This is a genomic window from Oricola sp. (assembly GCF_022763245.1).
Taxonomy (GTDB): Bacteria; Pseudomonadota; Alphaproteobacteria; order Rhizobiales; family Rhizobiaceae; genus Oricola.
The window spans coordinates 111174-126408 of record NZ_JALEGV010000011.1 but is presented as its reverse complement, the minus strand read 5'-3'; the positions used below and the strand labels follow the sequence as shown (position 1 = coordinate 126408).

13 protein-coding genes are annotated in these 15235 nt (G+C 63.9%); 10 read left to right on the top strand and 3 right to left on the bottom strand.

The features are described 5' to 3' along the window. Positions 1-49 precede the first annotated feature (49 nt). From MRY80_RS03420 to MRY80_RS03410, 3 genes are all read left to right on the top strand, one after another. On the top strand, positions 50-574 hold the full coding sequence (locus tag MRY80_RS03420; RefSeq protein ID WP_293288020.1) for a TRAP transporter small permease: 525 nt from the start codon (positions 50-52) through the stop codon (positions 572-574). A gap of 22 nt (positions 575-596) precedes the next feature. Continuing rightward, positions 597-1901, top strand: coding sequence for a TRAP transporter large permease subunit (locus MRY80_RS03415; protein ID WP_293288017.1), 1305 nt, complete (start codon positions 597-599; stop codon positions 1899-1901). 100 nt (positions 1902-2001) lie between these two features. Further along, a complete protein-coding gene (locus MRY80_RS03410) occupies positions 2002-2946 on the top strand; it encodes a hypothetical protein (protein WP_293288015.1) in 945 nt (314 codons plus the stop codon). 221 nt (positions 2947-3167) lie between these two features. Here MRY80_RS03410 and menC read toward each other — a convergent pair whose 3' ends face one another. After that, positions 3168-4283, bottom strand: coding sequence for an o-succinylbenzoate synthase (gene menC, locus MRY80_RS03405; RefSeq protein WP_293288012.1), 1116 nt, complete (start codon positions 4281-4283; stop codon positions 3168-3170). Positions 4284-4398: 115 nt separating this feature from the next. Here menC and MRY80_RS03400 point away from each other — a divergent pair, with 115 nt between their 5' ends. From MRY80_RS03400 to MRY80_RS03375, 6 genes are all read left to right on the top strand, one after another. Beyond that, entirely contained in the window at positions 4399-5271 is an 873-nt protein-coding gene (locus tag MRY80_RS03400) for a MurR/RpiR family transcriptional regulator (RefSeq protein WP_293288009.1), read from the top strand. A 207-nt stretch (positions 5272-5478) separates the two neighbouring features. Next, a complete protein-coding gene (locus MRY80_RS03395) occupies positions 5479-7038 on the top strand; it encodes an ABC transporter substrate-binding protein (RefSeq protein WP_293288007.1) in 1560 nt (519 codons plus the stop codon). A gap of 76 nt (positions 7039-7114) precedes the next feature. Then, entirely contained in the window at positions 7115-8038 is a 924-nt protein-coding gene (locus MRY80_RS03390) for an ABC transporter permease (RefSeq protein WP_293288005.1), read from the top strand. Further along, positions 8038-8919 carry a nickel transporter permease gene (gene nikC / locus MRY80_RS03385; protein WP_293288003.1) on the top strand — a complete coding sequence of 294 codons (882 nt, stop codon included), beginning with the start codon at positions 8038-8040 and terminating at the stop codon, positions 8917-8919. Before MRY80_RS03390 ends, nikC begins: the two co-directional genes overlap by 1 nt. A gap of 3 nt (positions 8920-8922) precedes the next feature. Further along, positions 8923-10617, top strand: coding sequence for an ABC transporter ATP-binding protein (locus MRY80_RS03380; protein WP_293288001.1), 1695 nt, complete (start codon positions 8923-8925; stop codon positions 10615-10617). After that, complete coding sequence (locus MRY80_RS03375; protein ID WP_293287999.1) at positions 10614-11567, top strand: hypothetical protein; 954 nt, start codon at positions 10614-10616, stop codon at positions 11565-11567. The genes MRY80_RS03380 and MRY80_RS03375 overlap by 4 nt, the downstream gene beginning before the upstream one ends. A gap of 49 nt (positions 11568-11616) precedes the next feature. Here MRY80_RS03375 and MRY80_RS03370 read toward each other — a convergent pair whose 3' ends face one another. Beyond that, positions 11617-12165 carry a cupin domain-containing protein gene (locus tag MRY80_RS03370; protein WP_293287997.1) on the bottom strand — a complete coding sequence of 183 codons (549 nt, stop codon included), beginning with the start codon at positions 12163-12165 and terminating at the stop codon, positions 11617-11619. A 113-nt stretch (positions 12166-12278) separates the two neighbouring features. Here MRY80_RS03370 and hisD point away from each other — a divergent pair, with 113 nt between their 5' ends. Beyond that, entirely contained in the window at positions 12279-13583 is a 1305-nt protein-coding gene (hisD, locus tag MRY80_RS03365; protein ID WP_293287995.1) for a histidinol dehydrogenase, read from the top strand. A gap of 50 nt (positions 13584-13633) precedes the next feature. Here the strand turns inward: hisD and MRY80_RS03360 are convergent, their stop codons facing one another. Then, entirely contained in the window at positions 13634-15097 is a 1464-nt protein-coding gene (locus tag MRY80_RS03360; RefSeq protein ID WP_293287993.1) for a M81 family metallopeptidase, read from the bottom strand. Between the last annotated feature and the right edge of the window lie 138 nt (positions 15098-15235).

Sequence of the window (15235 nt, the reverse complement as noted above, 5' to 3'; positions counted from 1 at the left end):
GCCGGGGGCGGTTAGTCTGAAGGGCCGGGGCGGCTTTCGGAGCGGGATGATGCGAAAAGGTCTGGACCTTCTCTACAAGGCGAGCGGCGGCTTCGCCGCGCTATGCCTGTTCATGATCGCGGTGACCATCGTCGCGCAGATCGCCGGACGGTTCTTCGGGCTGACTATCGATTCTACCGAAAGCGGCGGCTTTTTCCTGGCGGGAAGCACCTTCATGGGGATGGCCTACACGCTGAAGAGCGGCGGCCATGTTCGCGTGACCTTGCTGGTCGCCAAGCTGAAGGGCCGGGCGGCGTTTCTTTCCGATGTCTGGATATGCGCCTTCGCCACTTTCGGTTCCGCGTTTCTGACATGGCAGACGATGCGGATGGTTCGCGATTCCTGGCGGTTCGGCGATCTCAGTCCCGGCCTCCTCGCGGTACCGTTCTGGATTCCGCAATCGGTCATGCTGATCGGTCTCGCCATCCTGACCATCGCCTTCGCGGACGAGCTCGTGCTGGTGTTGCGCAACCGGGTGCCGGGCTACGCCACCCCGCACGAAACAGCGCTCGAGGGCATAGAGGAAGGCGAATGAGCAAGCACGAGGGGCGGCCGGCATGGAAATTCTGACGATCACCGGCATTCTTGGCCTGTCCCTGCTGATCCTGCTTGCCGGAGGCCTGTGGATCGGGGTGACGTTGACGGCGGTCGGCTATCTGGCCATCGGGGCTTTCTCTCCTGCGCCCGCCGGTTCCTTGATGGCCACCACCTTGTGGGACAATAGCTGGAACTGGGCCCTGACGGCCCTGCCGCTTTTCGTCTGGATGGGCGAGATCCTGTTTCGCTCGCGGCTTTCCGAAGACATGTTCTCAGGGCTGGCTCCCTGGCTTGATCGCCTGCCCGGGCGCCTGCTGCACGTGAACATCGTGGGCTGCGGCGTGATGGCTGCGGTGGCCGGTTCCTCCGCCGTAACCTGTGCCACCGTCGGGCGCATGAGCCTGCCGGAATTGCAGCGCAGGGGCTACAGCGAGAGCATGGCGATCGGCACGCTGGCGGGGTCTGGTACGCTCGGTCTGTTGATCCCGCCGTCGATCATGATGATCGTCTACGGCATCTCCGCACAGCAGTCGATTTCGCGTCTGTTCATCGCCGGCATCATCCCGGGCATTCTGATCATGGCCCTTTTCATGGGCTATGTGATGATCTGGTCGGCCTTCAACAAGGAAGCAGTGCCCCCCGCGGATGTGGCGCTGCCGTTTCGCGAGAAATTGCGGCGGTCTCGCAGGCTCTTTCCGATTGTCATCCTCATCGCAGTCGTCATCGGCTCGATCTATGGCGGCTATGCCACGCCGACGGAGGCCGCGACGCTCGGCGTCTTCGGCGCTCTGGGGCTTGCCTGGGTGACGGGCGCGCTCAGTTGGCAGAGCTTCATAGACAGCCTGATGGCGGCGACCCGTACGAGCTGCATGATCACCGCGATCATTCTCGGCGCCGCCTTTCTGTCGGTCGGCATGGCATTTCTGGGGATCCCCGCGATGCTGGCGGCCTGGGTCTCCGGGCTGGGACTGTCGCCGGCGCTCCTGCTGATACTGCTGACGCTGATCTACATCGTGCTGGGCTGTTTTCTCGAAGGCGCCTCGATGATCGTCCTGACCACGTCGGTCGCCCTGCCGATGGTGGTCGGCGCCGGTTTCGACCCGATCTGGTTCGGCATCTACCTGATCATCGTCGTGGAGATGGCCCAACTGACACCACCTGTCGGCTTCAACCTCTTTGTCCTTCATGGGATGAGCGGGCGGGACATGTGGACGGTGACCAAGGCGTCGGCGCCGTTTTTCGGCATTCTTGCGCTTGGTGTTGCGCTGCTCGCGCTGGTTCCCGGCCTGGCAACTTTCCTGCCCAATCTGATGTTGTCGCGTTAGTGTCTCCGGCGGGCGGTCATCCGCACCGAAGGATCGAGGTATCAGGCCAGTTGACCCATTCAGGTTCGAATCTCCATGTCCCGAGTATCGGGGGCAAGGCGTGACCGCGATCCTTGCGCTGCTTGGGCTGACGGCGCGATACGGCCGCGTTTTCCTCGTCGCCGGACTGGTGGCCGGCGTCATGCTGCCGGACCTGGCCTTGGCCATGAAGCCCTGGCTGCCGGAACTGGTGGGCACATTGCTGTTTTTGGCCGCGCTGCGCATCGGTCCGCGAGCGGCAGTGGGCGCGATAGGCGATCTGCCGGCAACAATCGGAGCTGTCCTGCTGTTTCAGCTGTTCCTGCCGGTCGTCCTGATCCTGGTCGCCATTGCGGGAGGCTGGATCGTCAGCCCGATCGCAATCTCTCTTGTGCTGATGCTGTCGGCCCCCTCGATTTCCGGCAGCCCGAACCTGACCGTGATGACCGGTCATGATCCGACCGCGGCCTTGCGCCTCCTCGTGCTCGGCACTTGCCTGCTGCCGCTGACGGTGCTGGGCCCGTTCTGGCTGCTTCCGGAGCTCGGTTCCGCGCGCGAGGTGTTCGGCGCCGCCGGCCGGCTTCTCGCGGTGATCGCATTGGCCGGCGCGACAGGCTTCCTGATCCGGGGCTTCATTCTGCGCGAGCTGTCCGTCGAAGCGGTTCGGGCGATCGATGGGCTCTCCGCCATCGCAATGGCCGTTGTGGTCGTCGGGTTGATGTCGGCGGTCGGTCCCGCAATCGTTGAGACGCCGGTTCGTTTCGCCGGGTGGCTGCTGGTGGCCTGCCTCGCCGATTTCGGCCTGCAGTTTGTCGCGGCGCACCTGATCAGGCATACGCGTCTGAGAGACGACCATGTCGCCTATGCGGTCGTTGCCGGAAACCGCAACATCGCACTCTTCCTCATCGCATTGCCGGCAAACGTCACGGATCCGTTGCTGCTGTTCATCGGCTGCTACCAGATACCGATGTATCTGACGCCGATCGTCATGCGACGCTTCTATCGCGTGGCGCCAGAGAGATTGTGATTGGGCGGTCTCGTCTTGTTCGCTGTCCAGGGTTCATGGCGAAGACATTCACCCGCTGGTCCTGCATAAGTGAGAACCCGTTTCGGGTGGCGTCCTTCAGATAATTTGCGGGCTTCGCAAACTCCGATGTGAAAGTCAGGCGCGTGGCACAACGGCTCTGCGGCGCCATAGTCGCGGCGACCGCCTCGATGCGCGTTGCAGCCGCTCCGAGTTGATGCGGCCTAACAAGGCGCTCCGACCGACGCGTGCTGAACAGTCAGCGCCTTCAGCCTGTCGGGATCGGGCACCCAACCGGCACCAGGCCGATCGGGGGCCGTCACGCGCGAGAGACTGGAAAAGTCGATGTCGCGGTCGGCGAGATCTTCGGAATAGAAGCGTGACGTCGGGAAGATATCGGCGGGATAGGTCATGTTCGGGAGCGTCGCGAAGGCCAGGGTGGCGCCTTGTGCGACGGCCGATTCCAACATGCTGCCCATCCAGTTGCCGATGCCGGCCTCCTCGCACATCACGCGGGCCGCCAGTGCGGGCGTGATGCCGCCGAGCCGTCCGAGCTTGATATTGACGATATCGCACGCCTGCAGCGCGATAGCCTGCCTGACGCGGTTGATCGAGACGATCGTCTCGTCGAGGCAAATTGGCGTGCCGATCTTCGAGCGGAGCTCGGCATGGTCGAGTATGTCATCATGGGCCAGCGGCTGCTCGATCATGGCGAGATCGAAAGCGTCGAGCTTTCGAAACATGTCCAGATCGTCGAGCGAATAGCTGCTGTTGCAGTCGATATGAATGACGAGATCCGGGAAAGCGGATCGCACGGCAGCGATCATGTCGAGGTCCCAGCCGGGACGATATTTGAGTTTCACCCTGGCCATGCCGGTGTTGGCGGCGGTTTCAATGTTGGCGAGCAAGTCGTCGATCGTGGCGCCCACGGCGATGTCCGCGCCGACGAGCACCTCGGGATCGGTGCCGCCCAGCATTCTCCACAACGGGCTCCCCGCTCTGCGCGCCAGCAGGTCGTGGAGGGCGATGTCGAGGCCGGCCTTGGCGAATGTGTTGCCCTTGACCCGTGCCATCAGGCGCTGGATTTCGGCGCCGCTCTCGACATCATGGCCGACGACCGACGGGGCCAGCACCCGAGCCAGGACGTGGAACGCGCCGAACGCCCATTCCGGGCAATAGTTGGGGCCGCTGTGCGGAGCGGTCTCGCCCCATCCCGCCACGCCGTCGGCCTCCATCCGCACGATCAGGGATTCGATCGCCGTCTCGTCGCTCGCCGCCGTGCGCCATGGCTCCTTGAGCGGCATCGCCACGTGGAAAAGATCGATCTTCTCTATGAACATCCGGACGCTCCTTCCGCGCCAAATGGACGCGCGGAGACGACTTATGAGCCGATGGAATTGACTTGGCCAGATTTGAGGCGCATTTTTTCATAAATGAAACAAGCAGGGTTCGGTAATGCCTGATAGCGACCAGTCACGACTCTTTTCGCAACGTATCCTCGAAACCTACAATCAGATGTCGCGCGGCGAGCGATACCTTGCGGATGTCCTCCTGGAAAACCCGCTTTCCATCCTCGACCAGACGGCCACGCAGCTCTCCGAGCGCGCCGGCGTCTCCAAGGCGACGACAGCCCGGTTCATCCGCAGGCTGGGCTATCCGAGCTACAAGTCGGCGCAGGCGACCGCGCGCGCCGAAGGCATTCAGTCCGGCCAGTCGCGCATGGGCGAACGCATGAGCGAGATGCGCAGTCATCGGCCCGACATGAGCATCCATCTGCAGAGCGAGGTGCAGAACCTCGTCCGCACCATCGAGCAGCAAAGATCCGATCATATCGAGCAGGCGATCCAGATCCTCGCACGCGGAGAAAAGCTTTGGGTTGTGGGGTTTGCGGACAATTATCCGCTCGCGCACATCGCCCGGGCCCAACTGATCCGGGTTCGGCCGGACATCCGGCTGATCCCGCTCGGCAGCTTCTCGGTCGCGGAGGAATTCGCGTCGATCTCGTCCAGCGACGCCTTTCTCGCGTTCGGGGTGCAGAAGCGGATCCACCAGTTCCGGAGCGTGCTTCGCTCGGCGATCGGCGCCGGTTCCAAGGTGGTCTACATCACCGACCAGGTCGGACGATCGAGCGACGATATCGCCACCGTGACGTTGCGCTGCCGGACGCGAGGGGCGGGAATATTCGATTCCATCGTGCCGGCCCTCAGCATGATCAACTACCTCTGCTCGGCACTCGCCATTCATATCGGCGAGCCGGCGATGGAGCGCCTGAACATGATCGACGACATCCATGCAGAATGGAACGATCTGCTGTCCGACAATCTGTAGCGGTTTCAGTTTTTGAATGAATTCTTGTTCCCTGTTTCATATAAATGCGCAGTTATGAAAAAAATCGTTTCATTTTTAAAATTCTGTTGACCGCGGTTCCGACCGCGTCACAGCATGTGCCTGCAATCACGCTGAATGCCGCCGCTGGCGGCTCAAACCGAGGGGGTTTGCGTGGCCGCGTCCCCCCGAACCTGTGAGGACCTGGCAATGCGCAAATCTCTTCGCCGCATGGCGACGGCAGCCCTGACCGCGACCACCGCGGCGGTGCTGGTCGCTCCGGCATTCGCTTCCGATATCATCTGGGCCCGATACGGAGACAGCGATACGCTGGATCCGCATGCCAGCACGACGACATTGTCGATGCAGTCCTGGCGGCAGATCTACGACACGTTGCTCGCCTTCGACGAAAACGGCGCTCCCCGCCCAAACATGGCGAAGAGCTACGAGGTGAGCGATGACGGCATGACCGTGACGTTCTCGCTGCAGGACGGCCTGATGTGCCATGACGGCACGCCGTTCGATTCCACGGACGTCAAATACACGTTCGACCGCGCCCTGTCCGACGACAGCCCGAGCATCACCAAGTCGGCCTGGGGCCCGATCTCCTCGGTCGACGCGCCGGATGCATCCACCATCGTCGTGAAGTTCGACACGCCCTTCGGCGCCTTCGTGCCGTTCATGGCCGATCCGTTCTCGTCGATGCTCTGCGACACCAACGAGGCGCTTGGCGATGCCTTCGGATCGACGGCGGCCATCGGCACGGGCCCGTGGAAGCTGGACGAATGGGTCAAGGGCGACCGCATCGTGCTCTCGGCCAATCCGGACTACAAGAATTTCGGCCATCCGGTGGAGAACAAGGGCAAGCCCTATTCGGACCGGCTGATCATTCGTACCGTGCCGGAGGCGCAGACCCGTCTCGCCGGACTGCGCACCGGCGAACTGCACATCGTCGAGCCGCCGCTCGAAGAGGTCGCGGCGATCAAGGAAGACAGTTCCATGGACCTGCATATCGCCGAGGCGACGGGCCAGGACGTGTTCTTCGAATTCACCATTTCGCGCCCGCCTTTCAATGACGAGCGCGTCCGTCAGGCCATCGCTCATGGCGTCGACGTCGATATGGCGCTCGACATCGCGTTCCAGGGCCTCGTCCAGCGCGAAAAATGCCCGATCGCACAGGGCGTCTTCGGCAACGACCAGGAGTTCTGCGCCGAGCATCTTGCGTCCTACGATCCCGAAAAGGCGAAGGCGCTTCTCGCGGAGGCCGGCTACGGCCCGGACAATCCGGTCGATGTCACGATGATGACCTGGACCGGTGGCGGCCGCGAGCGCATGCTGCAGATCTTCCAGAACCAGCTCGCGCAGATCGGGGTGAAGACCAATATCGAGATCATGGATATCGGTACGCTGAACGCACGGGTGAAGCAGGAAAACGAGAAGACGGAAGGCAAGTCCACCTTCGACATGATGGGCTGGTCCTGGTACGACCCCGACATCCTCTACCAGCTCTGGCATTCGCCCGGCGCTTACAGCGGTTACAACACGCCGGAACTCGACGCCATGCTCGAGGACATGCGTTCGACCGTCGATCCGGACGCTCGCCTGGAGATCGTCAAGCAGGTCAACGCCTATCTGCTCGAAAAGGCGATCCACGTGCCGCTCTACACGCCGGGCTGGATGTGGCTCTACGTCACCGCGCAGGATGTCGACGGCTTCGTGATCGGCGCCTTCGACCAGCCGTTGCTGATGGACGTCAAGATCACCGACTGATCGGCTCAAGCCATCGCGGCGGCCAGCTCTGGCCGCCGCTGCCCCGTTACGTTCGAAGCATGCATGGGACCGGTCGATGCGCCGCTATCTTGTCCAGAGAATTGCCGCCGCCTTGCTGACCGTCTGGGTCACGACCATTGCCGTCGCCATGCTGATCCATATCGTGCCCGGCGATCCCGTGCAGATCATGTATGCCCAGTCGCAGGGCACCACCCCCGAACAGCTCGAGGAAATCCGCACCCGCCTCGGCCTCAACGAACCGGTCTGGAAGCAGTACGCCATGTTCATGGGGCGCATCCTGCAAGGTGATTTCGGCCAGACAATTCGCGGCAAGCAGCCGGTGCTGGACCTGTTGATCGGGCGGCTGCCGAACACCCTGCTGCTGGCTTCCGTCAGTCTGGTCATCGCGGCCGTGATCGGTATCGTCTTCGGCTTCATCGCTGCCTATAGGCGCGGCACCGCGGTCGACACGAGCCTTATGATCATCGCCCTTGTCGGTGTGTCGATGCCGCATTTCTGGCTCGGCCTGATCCTGCTGTTCGTCTTCGCCGTGAACCTTGCCTGGCTGCCGGTCGCCGGCACGGATTGGCGCTCGCTGGTGTTGCCGGCGATTACGCTGGGTGTCGCCAATGCCGGCATTATCGCGCGGCTGACGCGGTCTTCGATGATCGACATTCTTGACCAGGATTTCGTGCGCACAGCGCGCGCCAAAGGCCTCAAGCGCGGTACGATCCTTTACCGGCATGTGCTGCTCGCCGGGTTGATCCCCGTCGTGACCATGCTCGGCCTGCAGTTCACCTACATGCTGGGCGGCGCGATCGTGGTGGAGAACGTCTTTGCCTGGAACGGCATCGGGCGTCTCGCCATCCAGGCCATCTTCCAGCGTGACTATCCACTGATCCAGGGTTTCATCCTGGTCTTCGCGGTCCTTGTCGTCACTGTCTCGCTGCTGATGGACCTGCTCTATGCGGTCCTCGATCCGCGCGTGAGGTTGAGCTGATGTCCGACCAGACCGTCACCGCGCCTGTGCCCGCAGCCAGCGCCGCTTCGGCGAAGTTCAGGCAGTTCCTCGGAAACCGCGGCGCGACAGTCGGCCTGGTGATCGTCGCGGTCCTCGTCGTCACCGCCGCCTTCGCGCCCTGGATCGCACCCTACGACCCGCAGATGATGGGCGCCGGTCCGCGGCTGACCGCACCGTCCTTTTCGCACCTCTTCGGGACCGACGAATTCGGCCGCGATCTCTTCTCCCGAGTGGTGTACGGATCGCGCCTGACGCTGATGATCGCGGCGATCGCGGTCGGGATTGCGCTGGCCGTCGGCCTGACCATCGGCCTGATCGGCGGCTATGCCGGAGGATGGATCGAGCGCATCGTCATGCGGCTCGTCGACGTGGTGTTTTCCTTCACCGAGACGCTGATCGCGCTGGCCGCGGTGGCGGTGCTCGGGCCATCTCTGCAGAACGCCATGATCGCGGTCGGCATTGCGACGATGCCGTTCTATGCCCGCATCTGCTACGCGACCGTGCTGGTCGAAAAGAACAAGCCCTATTTCGAGGCGAGCGTCGCGGCGGGGGCGGGGCACTTTCGCATCGTCCTCCTGCATATCCTGCCCAACATCCTGCCGACCATGGTCGTCGTCGCGACGCTGGGTGTGTCAACCGCGATCCTCGCTGCGGCGGGTCTCAGCTTCCTCGGGCTGGGCGCGCAGCCGCCATCGCCCGAGTGGGGCTGGATGTTGTCGGCAGGCCGCGACTATTTCTCGCGCGCGCCGTGGATGATGATCGCGCCGGGCGTTGCCATTGCCGCGACCGTGCTCGGCTTCAACCTTCTCGGAGACGGCATTCGCGAAGTGCTCGACCCGCGACAGACGGCGAGGCGCTGACCGATGACCGAGACGCTTCTCGAAGTCCAAGACCTGACGATCGGGTTCGGCGAGAACGCCGCCGACAACCCGGCGGTGCGTGACCTGTCCTATACGCTCTACCGCAACGAGACCTTGGCCATTGTCGGCGAATCCGGCTCGGGCAAGAGCGTGTCGAGCATGGCGCTGATGGGGCTTCTGCCCCCGCAGACAGCGCGCATACTGGGCGGGACCGCGAAACTCGGCGGCACCGACCTGCTCACCCTCGATGACGAAGCGCTGAGGCTGATCCGCGGCAGGCGGATCTCGATGATCTTCCAGGAGCCGATGACCTCGCTCAATCCGGTTCTGACCATCGGCCGGCAGATGACAGAGATGGTGCTGGCGCATGAGCCGAAGGCGCGCGACGCCGTGGATCGCTCCGTTGCGATGCTGGATCGCGTCAAGCTTCCCGATCCGAAATCGATGATGACCCGCTATCCGCATCAATTGTCGGGCGGCATGCGCCAGCGGGTCATGATCGCCATCGCGCTCATCAACAAGCCCGAGATCCTGATCGCCGACGAACCGACCACCGCACTGGACGTTACGGTCCAGGCGCAGGTTCTCGACCTGATGCGCGAATTGAAGGACCAGTTCGGCACGTCGATGCTGCTGATCACCCACGATATGGGTGTCGTCGCCGAGACCGCGGACCGGATGATCGTCATGCGAAGCGGCGAGAAGGTGGAAGAGGGAGAGGTTCGTCCGGTCTTCGCCGACCCTCGACACGCCTACACGCAACGCCTTCTGGCGGCGGTGCCGAAGCTGGGCAACGCCGGCCCGGCTGCGACGAGGGAAGCGGGACCGAAACGACCCGTGCCGATCGTCGAGGCGGTCTCGCTCAACAAGACATTCTCCGACAAGGGACGCGACGTCCGGGCGCTCGACGAGGTGAGTTTCGCGATCGCGCCCGGTGAAACGCTGGCGCTGGTCGGCGAGTCCGGCTCCGGGAAGTCGACGGCCGCGCGGGCGATCCTGCGCCTGATCGAGGTCGATTCCGGCGAGATCCTGCAGGACGGCGCGAACATTCGCGAATACGGGCCGCAGATGATGCGCCGGGCGCGCCGCCAGATGCAGATGATCTTTCAGGATCCCTATGGCGCGCTCGATCCGCGCATGCGCGTCGACAAGCTTGTCGCCGAACCCATGCATATCCACGGCATCGCCCGGGGCAGCGAGTTGAAGGACCGGACCGAAGCTTTGTTCCGGCAGGTCGGGCTCGGTCCCGAACACATGAAACGCTATCCGCATGAATTCTCCGGCGGCCAGCGCCAGCGTCTCTGCATTGCCCGCGCGCTCGGCGTCGAACCGAAGCTTATCGTCGCCGACGAGCCGACATCGGCGCTCGACGTCTCGATCCAGGCGCAGGTGATCGACCTGATGAAGGATCTGCAGGAGCGGCTGGGCCTCTCCTACCTGTTCATCAGTCACGATCTCGCCGTGGTGGAGGAAGTCAGCCACCGGATCGCCGTGATGCTGCAGGGACGCATCGTCGAGCTCGGCGCCCGTGACGATGTGCTTCGCAATCCCGCGCACGACTATACGAGGTCGCTGCTCGAGGCGATCCCGATTGCCGACCCAACGCGCCAGCGCGGCAAGCTTGTCGTGCGCGACCGTTCGACCTTTTCGCGAGGGCCGCTTGTTGCGGTTGGTCAAGACCACATGGCCGCCTCATGACGATCGGGATCGCGGCTGCGGGCCCGAGGGCGGGCCTCGGCATCTTCCACGCATTGCGGGCAGTGGAGCGTGTGGGACGCGGCGCCATAGGCGGCTTCGTCAGCCTGGCGGTGCTGACGTCGGATGGAGAGATCTTGCGCGCATCCACCCAGACGGGCGGCACGACGACGCTCTTCGGAGGCGACGGGCCGCCTCTCGAAATCGCTGAAGCCCGGCTTGCCGTGCTGATGTCCAGCGGCCCGAACAGGCCCGAGCCCTTGGCACAATTCACGCCCGTTCGGCCCGATGTCGCGCTGATAACCGGCCATCGCCTGCCCAACGTGGTCGCCGTCGGGGCGACGCCGCCCAACGAAATGCTGCTCGACGCGATCGAGACGGGGCTGTCGGCACAGGCGGCCGTCCGGCAAGTCCTGCAGGCGAATGCCGACGCGGATGCCGGTGTCATCGCCTTGACCCCGGCCGGCGAGATTGCGCTTGGCGACACGGCGTTGGTCGAACGACGCGGGGATCGCGGAGGGCTGCTTTTCAGCGACGAGCAAGCCGGCGTGACAGGCGGTGTGCTTCACAATTCCATCTTTCCGGTGCGGGGCATCACCGAAATCGTGGCTGGCATGATCATCGACACCGCCCGAGAGCCCGACCGGGCGGATTTCATGATGACGGTCGACACGAACACGAAAGTCGTTTGCGGAGCCGCGTCCGCCGTCAGTCTCGGTCAAGACCTGCATGCGGAGCGCATCGTCGTGGAGCCAAATCAGATGCGCGACGGTTACCTTGAAGGTGCGCTGTTCTTTCTCGGCACACCCGTCTACGGGCCAGGCGAGGCGCTTCTGGGGCACGTGAGCGGCGAAGAACCCTACACCATCGTCTCCGGCGAACGCATCGTGTCGCTTTCCGGCCGGCCTTCCGCACGGATCGGCGTCCGCGCCGGCGAAAGGTCTGCCCGCTGACCGGTTGCGGGTTGTCGCCTCCGGCGCATGGAACCGCGGCGGTTGTCGGTCAATAGGTCGGCGGGTTCACCGCGCTGACGATCTGGCTTTCTCCATCGAAGACATTGCGGAAGCGATGCGGCTGGCGGCTGTCGAAATAATAGCCGTCGCCGGGCTCCAGGACGGCTGTCTGCGTTCCCACGGTCAGTTCGATGGAGCCTGTCACCACAACGCCCGCCTCCTGCGCCGGGTGCGCGAAGGGCGTACCCGTATCGGCACCCCGGGCGTAGTTCTCGCGCAGCATCAGGATCGTGCGGTCGGGATGATCGGCGCCGATCACCTGGTACGAAATGGAATCGGCGCTGCCGATCTCGGGAAGGTCCGCACTTCGATAGAACGGCGAATAGTGCAGATTGGTCTCGATGCCCGTGAAAAACCCGCTCAAGGTCGTGCCGAGCGCATCCATGACCGCCTGGAGCGTGTTCACCGTGGGGCTGATCCCGTCCTGCTCGATCAGGGAGATGGTCGAGTGGGAGACACCCGAACGCGCCGCGAGCTCGCGAATGGAGATGGCGCGGCGCAGGCGTAGTTCGCGCAGTCTTTTTCCGACTTTGGCCAAGGTTTTCAGTCCTCCGTTCGCTGGCAAGTATATTTGACGGCAGGCGCCGGTGCTATTGCGGACCGTCGACGCTTGGCACATCCATAATCCCATCAACAGGAGATGCCAGGGACATGAGCAGCAGTGCCTTCGCAGACGGAAATCGCGTCGTCTACATCAAGGCTCCGGCCGGGAGCGCGGCCTCGGACGAAGCGGCCATACGGACGCGGGTGGAAGGCATTTTGGAGCGCGTTCGGACGGAGGGCGATGCGGCGGTGAGGGACTTCTCGCGCCAGTTCGACAAGGTCGATCTGGCCGATGTGGAAGTTGGCAAGGCGGAGCGCGAGGCGGCGCTTGCCGGGCTCGATCCGCAGACGCGGGCCGACACCGAATTTGCCATCGAGCGTGTGCGTGCCTTCGCCGAGGCCCAGCTGGCCACGATCGGAGACCTGGACATGGAGGCGCTTCCGGGGCTCAGGCTTGGCCATCGCGTCATCCCGATCCAGCGCATCGGCGCCTATGTGCCCGGTGGCCGCTATCCGCTTCTGTCGGCGCCGGTCATGACCATCGTGCCGGCAAAGGTCGCGGGTTGCGAGGAGGTCATCGCCTGCCTTCCGCCCACGGCCCATCCCGCCATGATCGCGGGGTGTCACATGTCCGGGGCGGATCGCATTTTCCGCATCGGCGGGGCGCAGGCGATCGCCGCAATGGCGTTCGGCACCGAGACTGTGCCCGCGGTGAACAAGATCGTCGGTCCGGGCAACGCCTTCGTGAACGAGGCGAAGCGCCAGGTTTTCGGTCCCGTCGGCATCGATCAGCTTGCCGGACCGAGCGAGATTTTCATCGTCGCCGACGAGACCGCGAATGCGACGACGCTGGCCGTGGATCTGCTGGCGCAGGCGGAGCACGACATTCGCGCGCGCGTCGGGCTGATCACCACCAGCGCGGCACTCGGCGAGGCCACCATGCGGGAGGTCGAGCGGCAACTTGAGACCCTGCCGACGGCCGCGGTGGCCAGACAGGCCTGGCTCGACAATGGCGAGATCGCGCTCTGCGAGACCGAGGAGGACATGATCGCCTATTCGGACTGGATTGCAGCCGAGCACCTTCAGGTGCACACGCGCGCACCCGACGCTTTGGCTGCCAGGCTGCGCAATTTCGGTTCGTTGTTCATCGGTGAAATGGCGAGCGTCGTCTATTCGGACAAGTGCTGCGGAACCAATCACACGCTTCCGACCATGGCCGCTGGGCGCTACACCGGCGGGCTGTGGGTCGGATCGTTCGTCAAGACTTGTACGTTTCAGTCGCTGGACCAGCGCGCCGTGGACACCGTCGCACCGCATGCAATCCGGCAAAGTGCGAGCGAGGGGCTCGATGGTCACCGTCGCGCCGCGCAACTGCGATTCGATCGAGCATCGGTGTTGGCGGAGTTCGGCTGACTGGAAAGGAAGGAAACCGGACAAGGGAGGTGCGCCGGAGGATCGATGTCCTATGGCGCCTCACTGCTCCATTCGATGTCGTCCAGGGGGTAGACGGGACGGGCGCTGTCATAGGGAAGCGTGTCGAGCCGGTCCGTCGCAAACCCCGGCGTCGCGACAGACACGCAGGGGCAAATAGCTGAAAAGCTGAGGTGAAAGTGCATTCCCGATTTGAGGACGACGACGTCGATCTCGTCCAGATCGAGCAAGGCGAGACCGAGCGCGGCGGGATCGTGCGCGTTCGGTGCGCGCGTTGTCGCCACCACCGTCATATTGCCGTCGGTCAACACGGCGTGTTCGCCGAAATCGGACTTCATGCCAGCCATGTAGGGGCCACGGTTCACGTATTGCGCGCGTCCGAGTGCCTTTGCGGTCCAATGTGCCGCGACCGGCCGGATCGCCGGAAAAGCGTGTGACGAGACCGCGGCGCCGATTGCGAATTCGGCGGTGTTGCCGAGACCGACCTGAACAGCCGTATCCACGGCCCTCGGGTCGTGGACGAAACTCAGAGTTCGGAGGTGCGGGAAATCCCGGCGCGTGGTTTCTGCGACGTAGAGTGAATCGCCGGGTGCGCCACCCAGCACGCGATCACCGAAATCGCCGAGCGCCAGCAGACCCGGCTTCTTGCCGGCCAGCGTGGTGTCGAGATCGGCCAGCACGGTCGTGAATTCCGTCCGGTGCCGCCAGAGCATGGCGCCGAGTTCGCGCGCGCAATGCGCGGCCAGATTTTCGTCCTGCGAATAGACGAGGACGGTCTGTCCGGTATCGGCGACATCGAGCTGCGGCTGGGTGTTGAAGACAGACAGATCGGCGATGCGTGGATCGGCGCGCATTGCGCCCGCTCTTGCGCAGATGTCGGCGAGCGGGCCCTTTGAGGTCCAGTCGTTGCCCGGCGCCAGCATCGGAACCCGCAGGCTGGTGAGTTTCGGACGTTCGCCGTCAAGCAGACGTGCGAGCAGCCGGACCGCCCGCTCGCCCGTATCGCCCATGTCCGCATGCGGATTGGTGCGATAACCGGTGATGATGTCCGCAGCGGCTGTCATTGCGGGCGTGATGTATCCGTGCAGATCCGCGGCGACGGCGATCGGAGTGTCGGGTCCGGCCTCCTGCCGGAGCCGCGTCAGAAGATGGCCCTCGACATCGGGCAGACCGGTAGCCGTCGTCGCGCCATGGAGGTCAAGGCAGATTGCATCCGGCCGCTCCCGCCGGACGCATTCGACCAGACTGTCCACATAGCGCTCGATGAAGGCGCGCTCGACGGGGCCACCCGGCCGCGCCCTTGCCGCGGTCGCGGGGAGTGGATCGAAGCCTTGCCGTTCCAACCCGCGCAGGATGCCGCCCAGCGCGGTTTCGGAGCCGCGATAGTCCCGAAGCAGCGTTTCGCCCTCGCTGAGCGAGAAATCCGCTTCAAGCGTTTCGAGTGGGTTGAAGGAATTGCCTTCGTGCCAGAGCAGCCCGACGAGGACGCGTGCCATGTTTCGATCTCTCGGTTCCAGAACGCGTCAGAGTGCCCATTCCCGCCTATGATTCCAAGCGGTAGACCGGGGACGTTCGCTTTATCGACCATCGATCGGGCGAACCCCTCTTCGTGCATCCTCACTGCAGGCAAGTCG

Coding starts and splice junctions, on each gene's coding strand:
- MRY80_RS03420 (WP_293288020.1), top strand. CDS start 50: ATGCGAAAAGGTCTGGACCTTCTCTACAAGGCGAGCGGCGGCTTCGCC.
- MRY80_RS03415 (WP_293288017.1), top strand. CDS start 597: ATGGAAATTCTGACGATCACCGGCATTCTTGGCCTGTCCCTGCTGATC.
- menC (WP_293288012.1), bottom strand. CDS start 4,283: ATGTTCATAGAGAAGATCGATCTTTTCCACGTGGCGATGCCGCTCAAG.
- MRY80_RS03400 (WP_293288009.1), top strand. CDS start 4,399: ATGCCTGATAGCGACCAGTCACGACTCTTTTCGCAACGTATCCTCGAA.
- MRY80_RS03395 (WP_293288007.1), top strand. CDS start 5,479: ATGCGCAAATCTCTTCGCCGCATGGCGACGGCAGCCCTGACCGCGACC.
- MRY80_RS03390 (WP_293288005.1), top strand. CDS start 7,115: ATGCGCCGCTATCTTGTCCAGAGAATTGCCGCCGCCTTGCTGACCGTC.
- nikC (WP_293288003.1), top strand. CDS start 8,038: ATGTCCGACCAGACCGTCACCGCGCCTGTGCCCGCAGCCAGCGCCGCT.
- MRY80_RS03380 (WP_293288001.1), top strand. CDS start 8,923: ATGACCGAGACGCTTCTCGAAGTCCAAGACCTGACGATCGGGTTCGGC.
- MRY80_RS03375 (WP_293287999.1), top strand. CDS start 10,614: ATGACGATCGGGATCGCGGCTGCGGGCCCGAGGGCGGGCCTCGGCATC.
- hisD (WP_293287995.1), top strand. CDS start 12,279: ATGAGCAGCAGTGCCTTCGCAGACGGAAATCGCGTCGTCTACATCAAG.
- MRY80_RS03360 (WP_293287993.1), bottom strand. CDS start 15,097: ATGGCACGCGTCCTCGTCGGGCTGCTCTGGCACGAAGGCAATTCCTTC.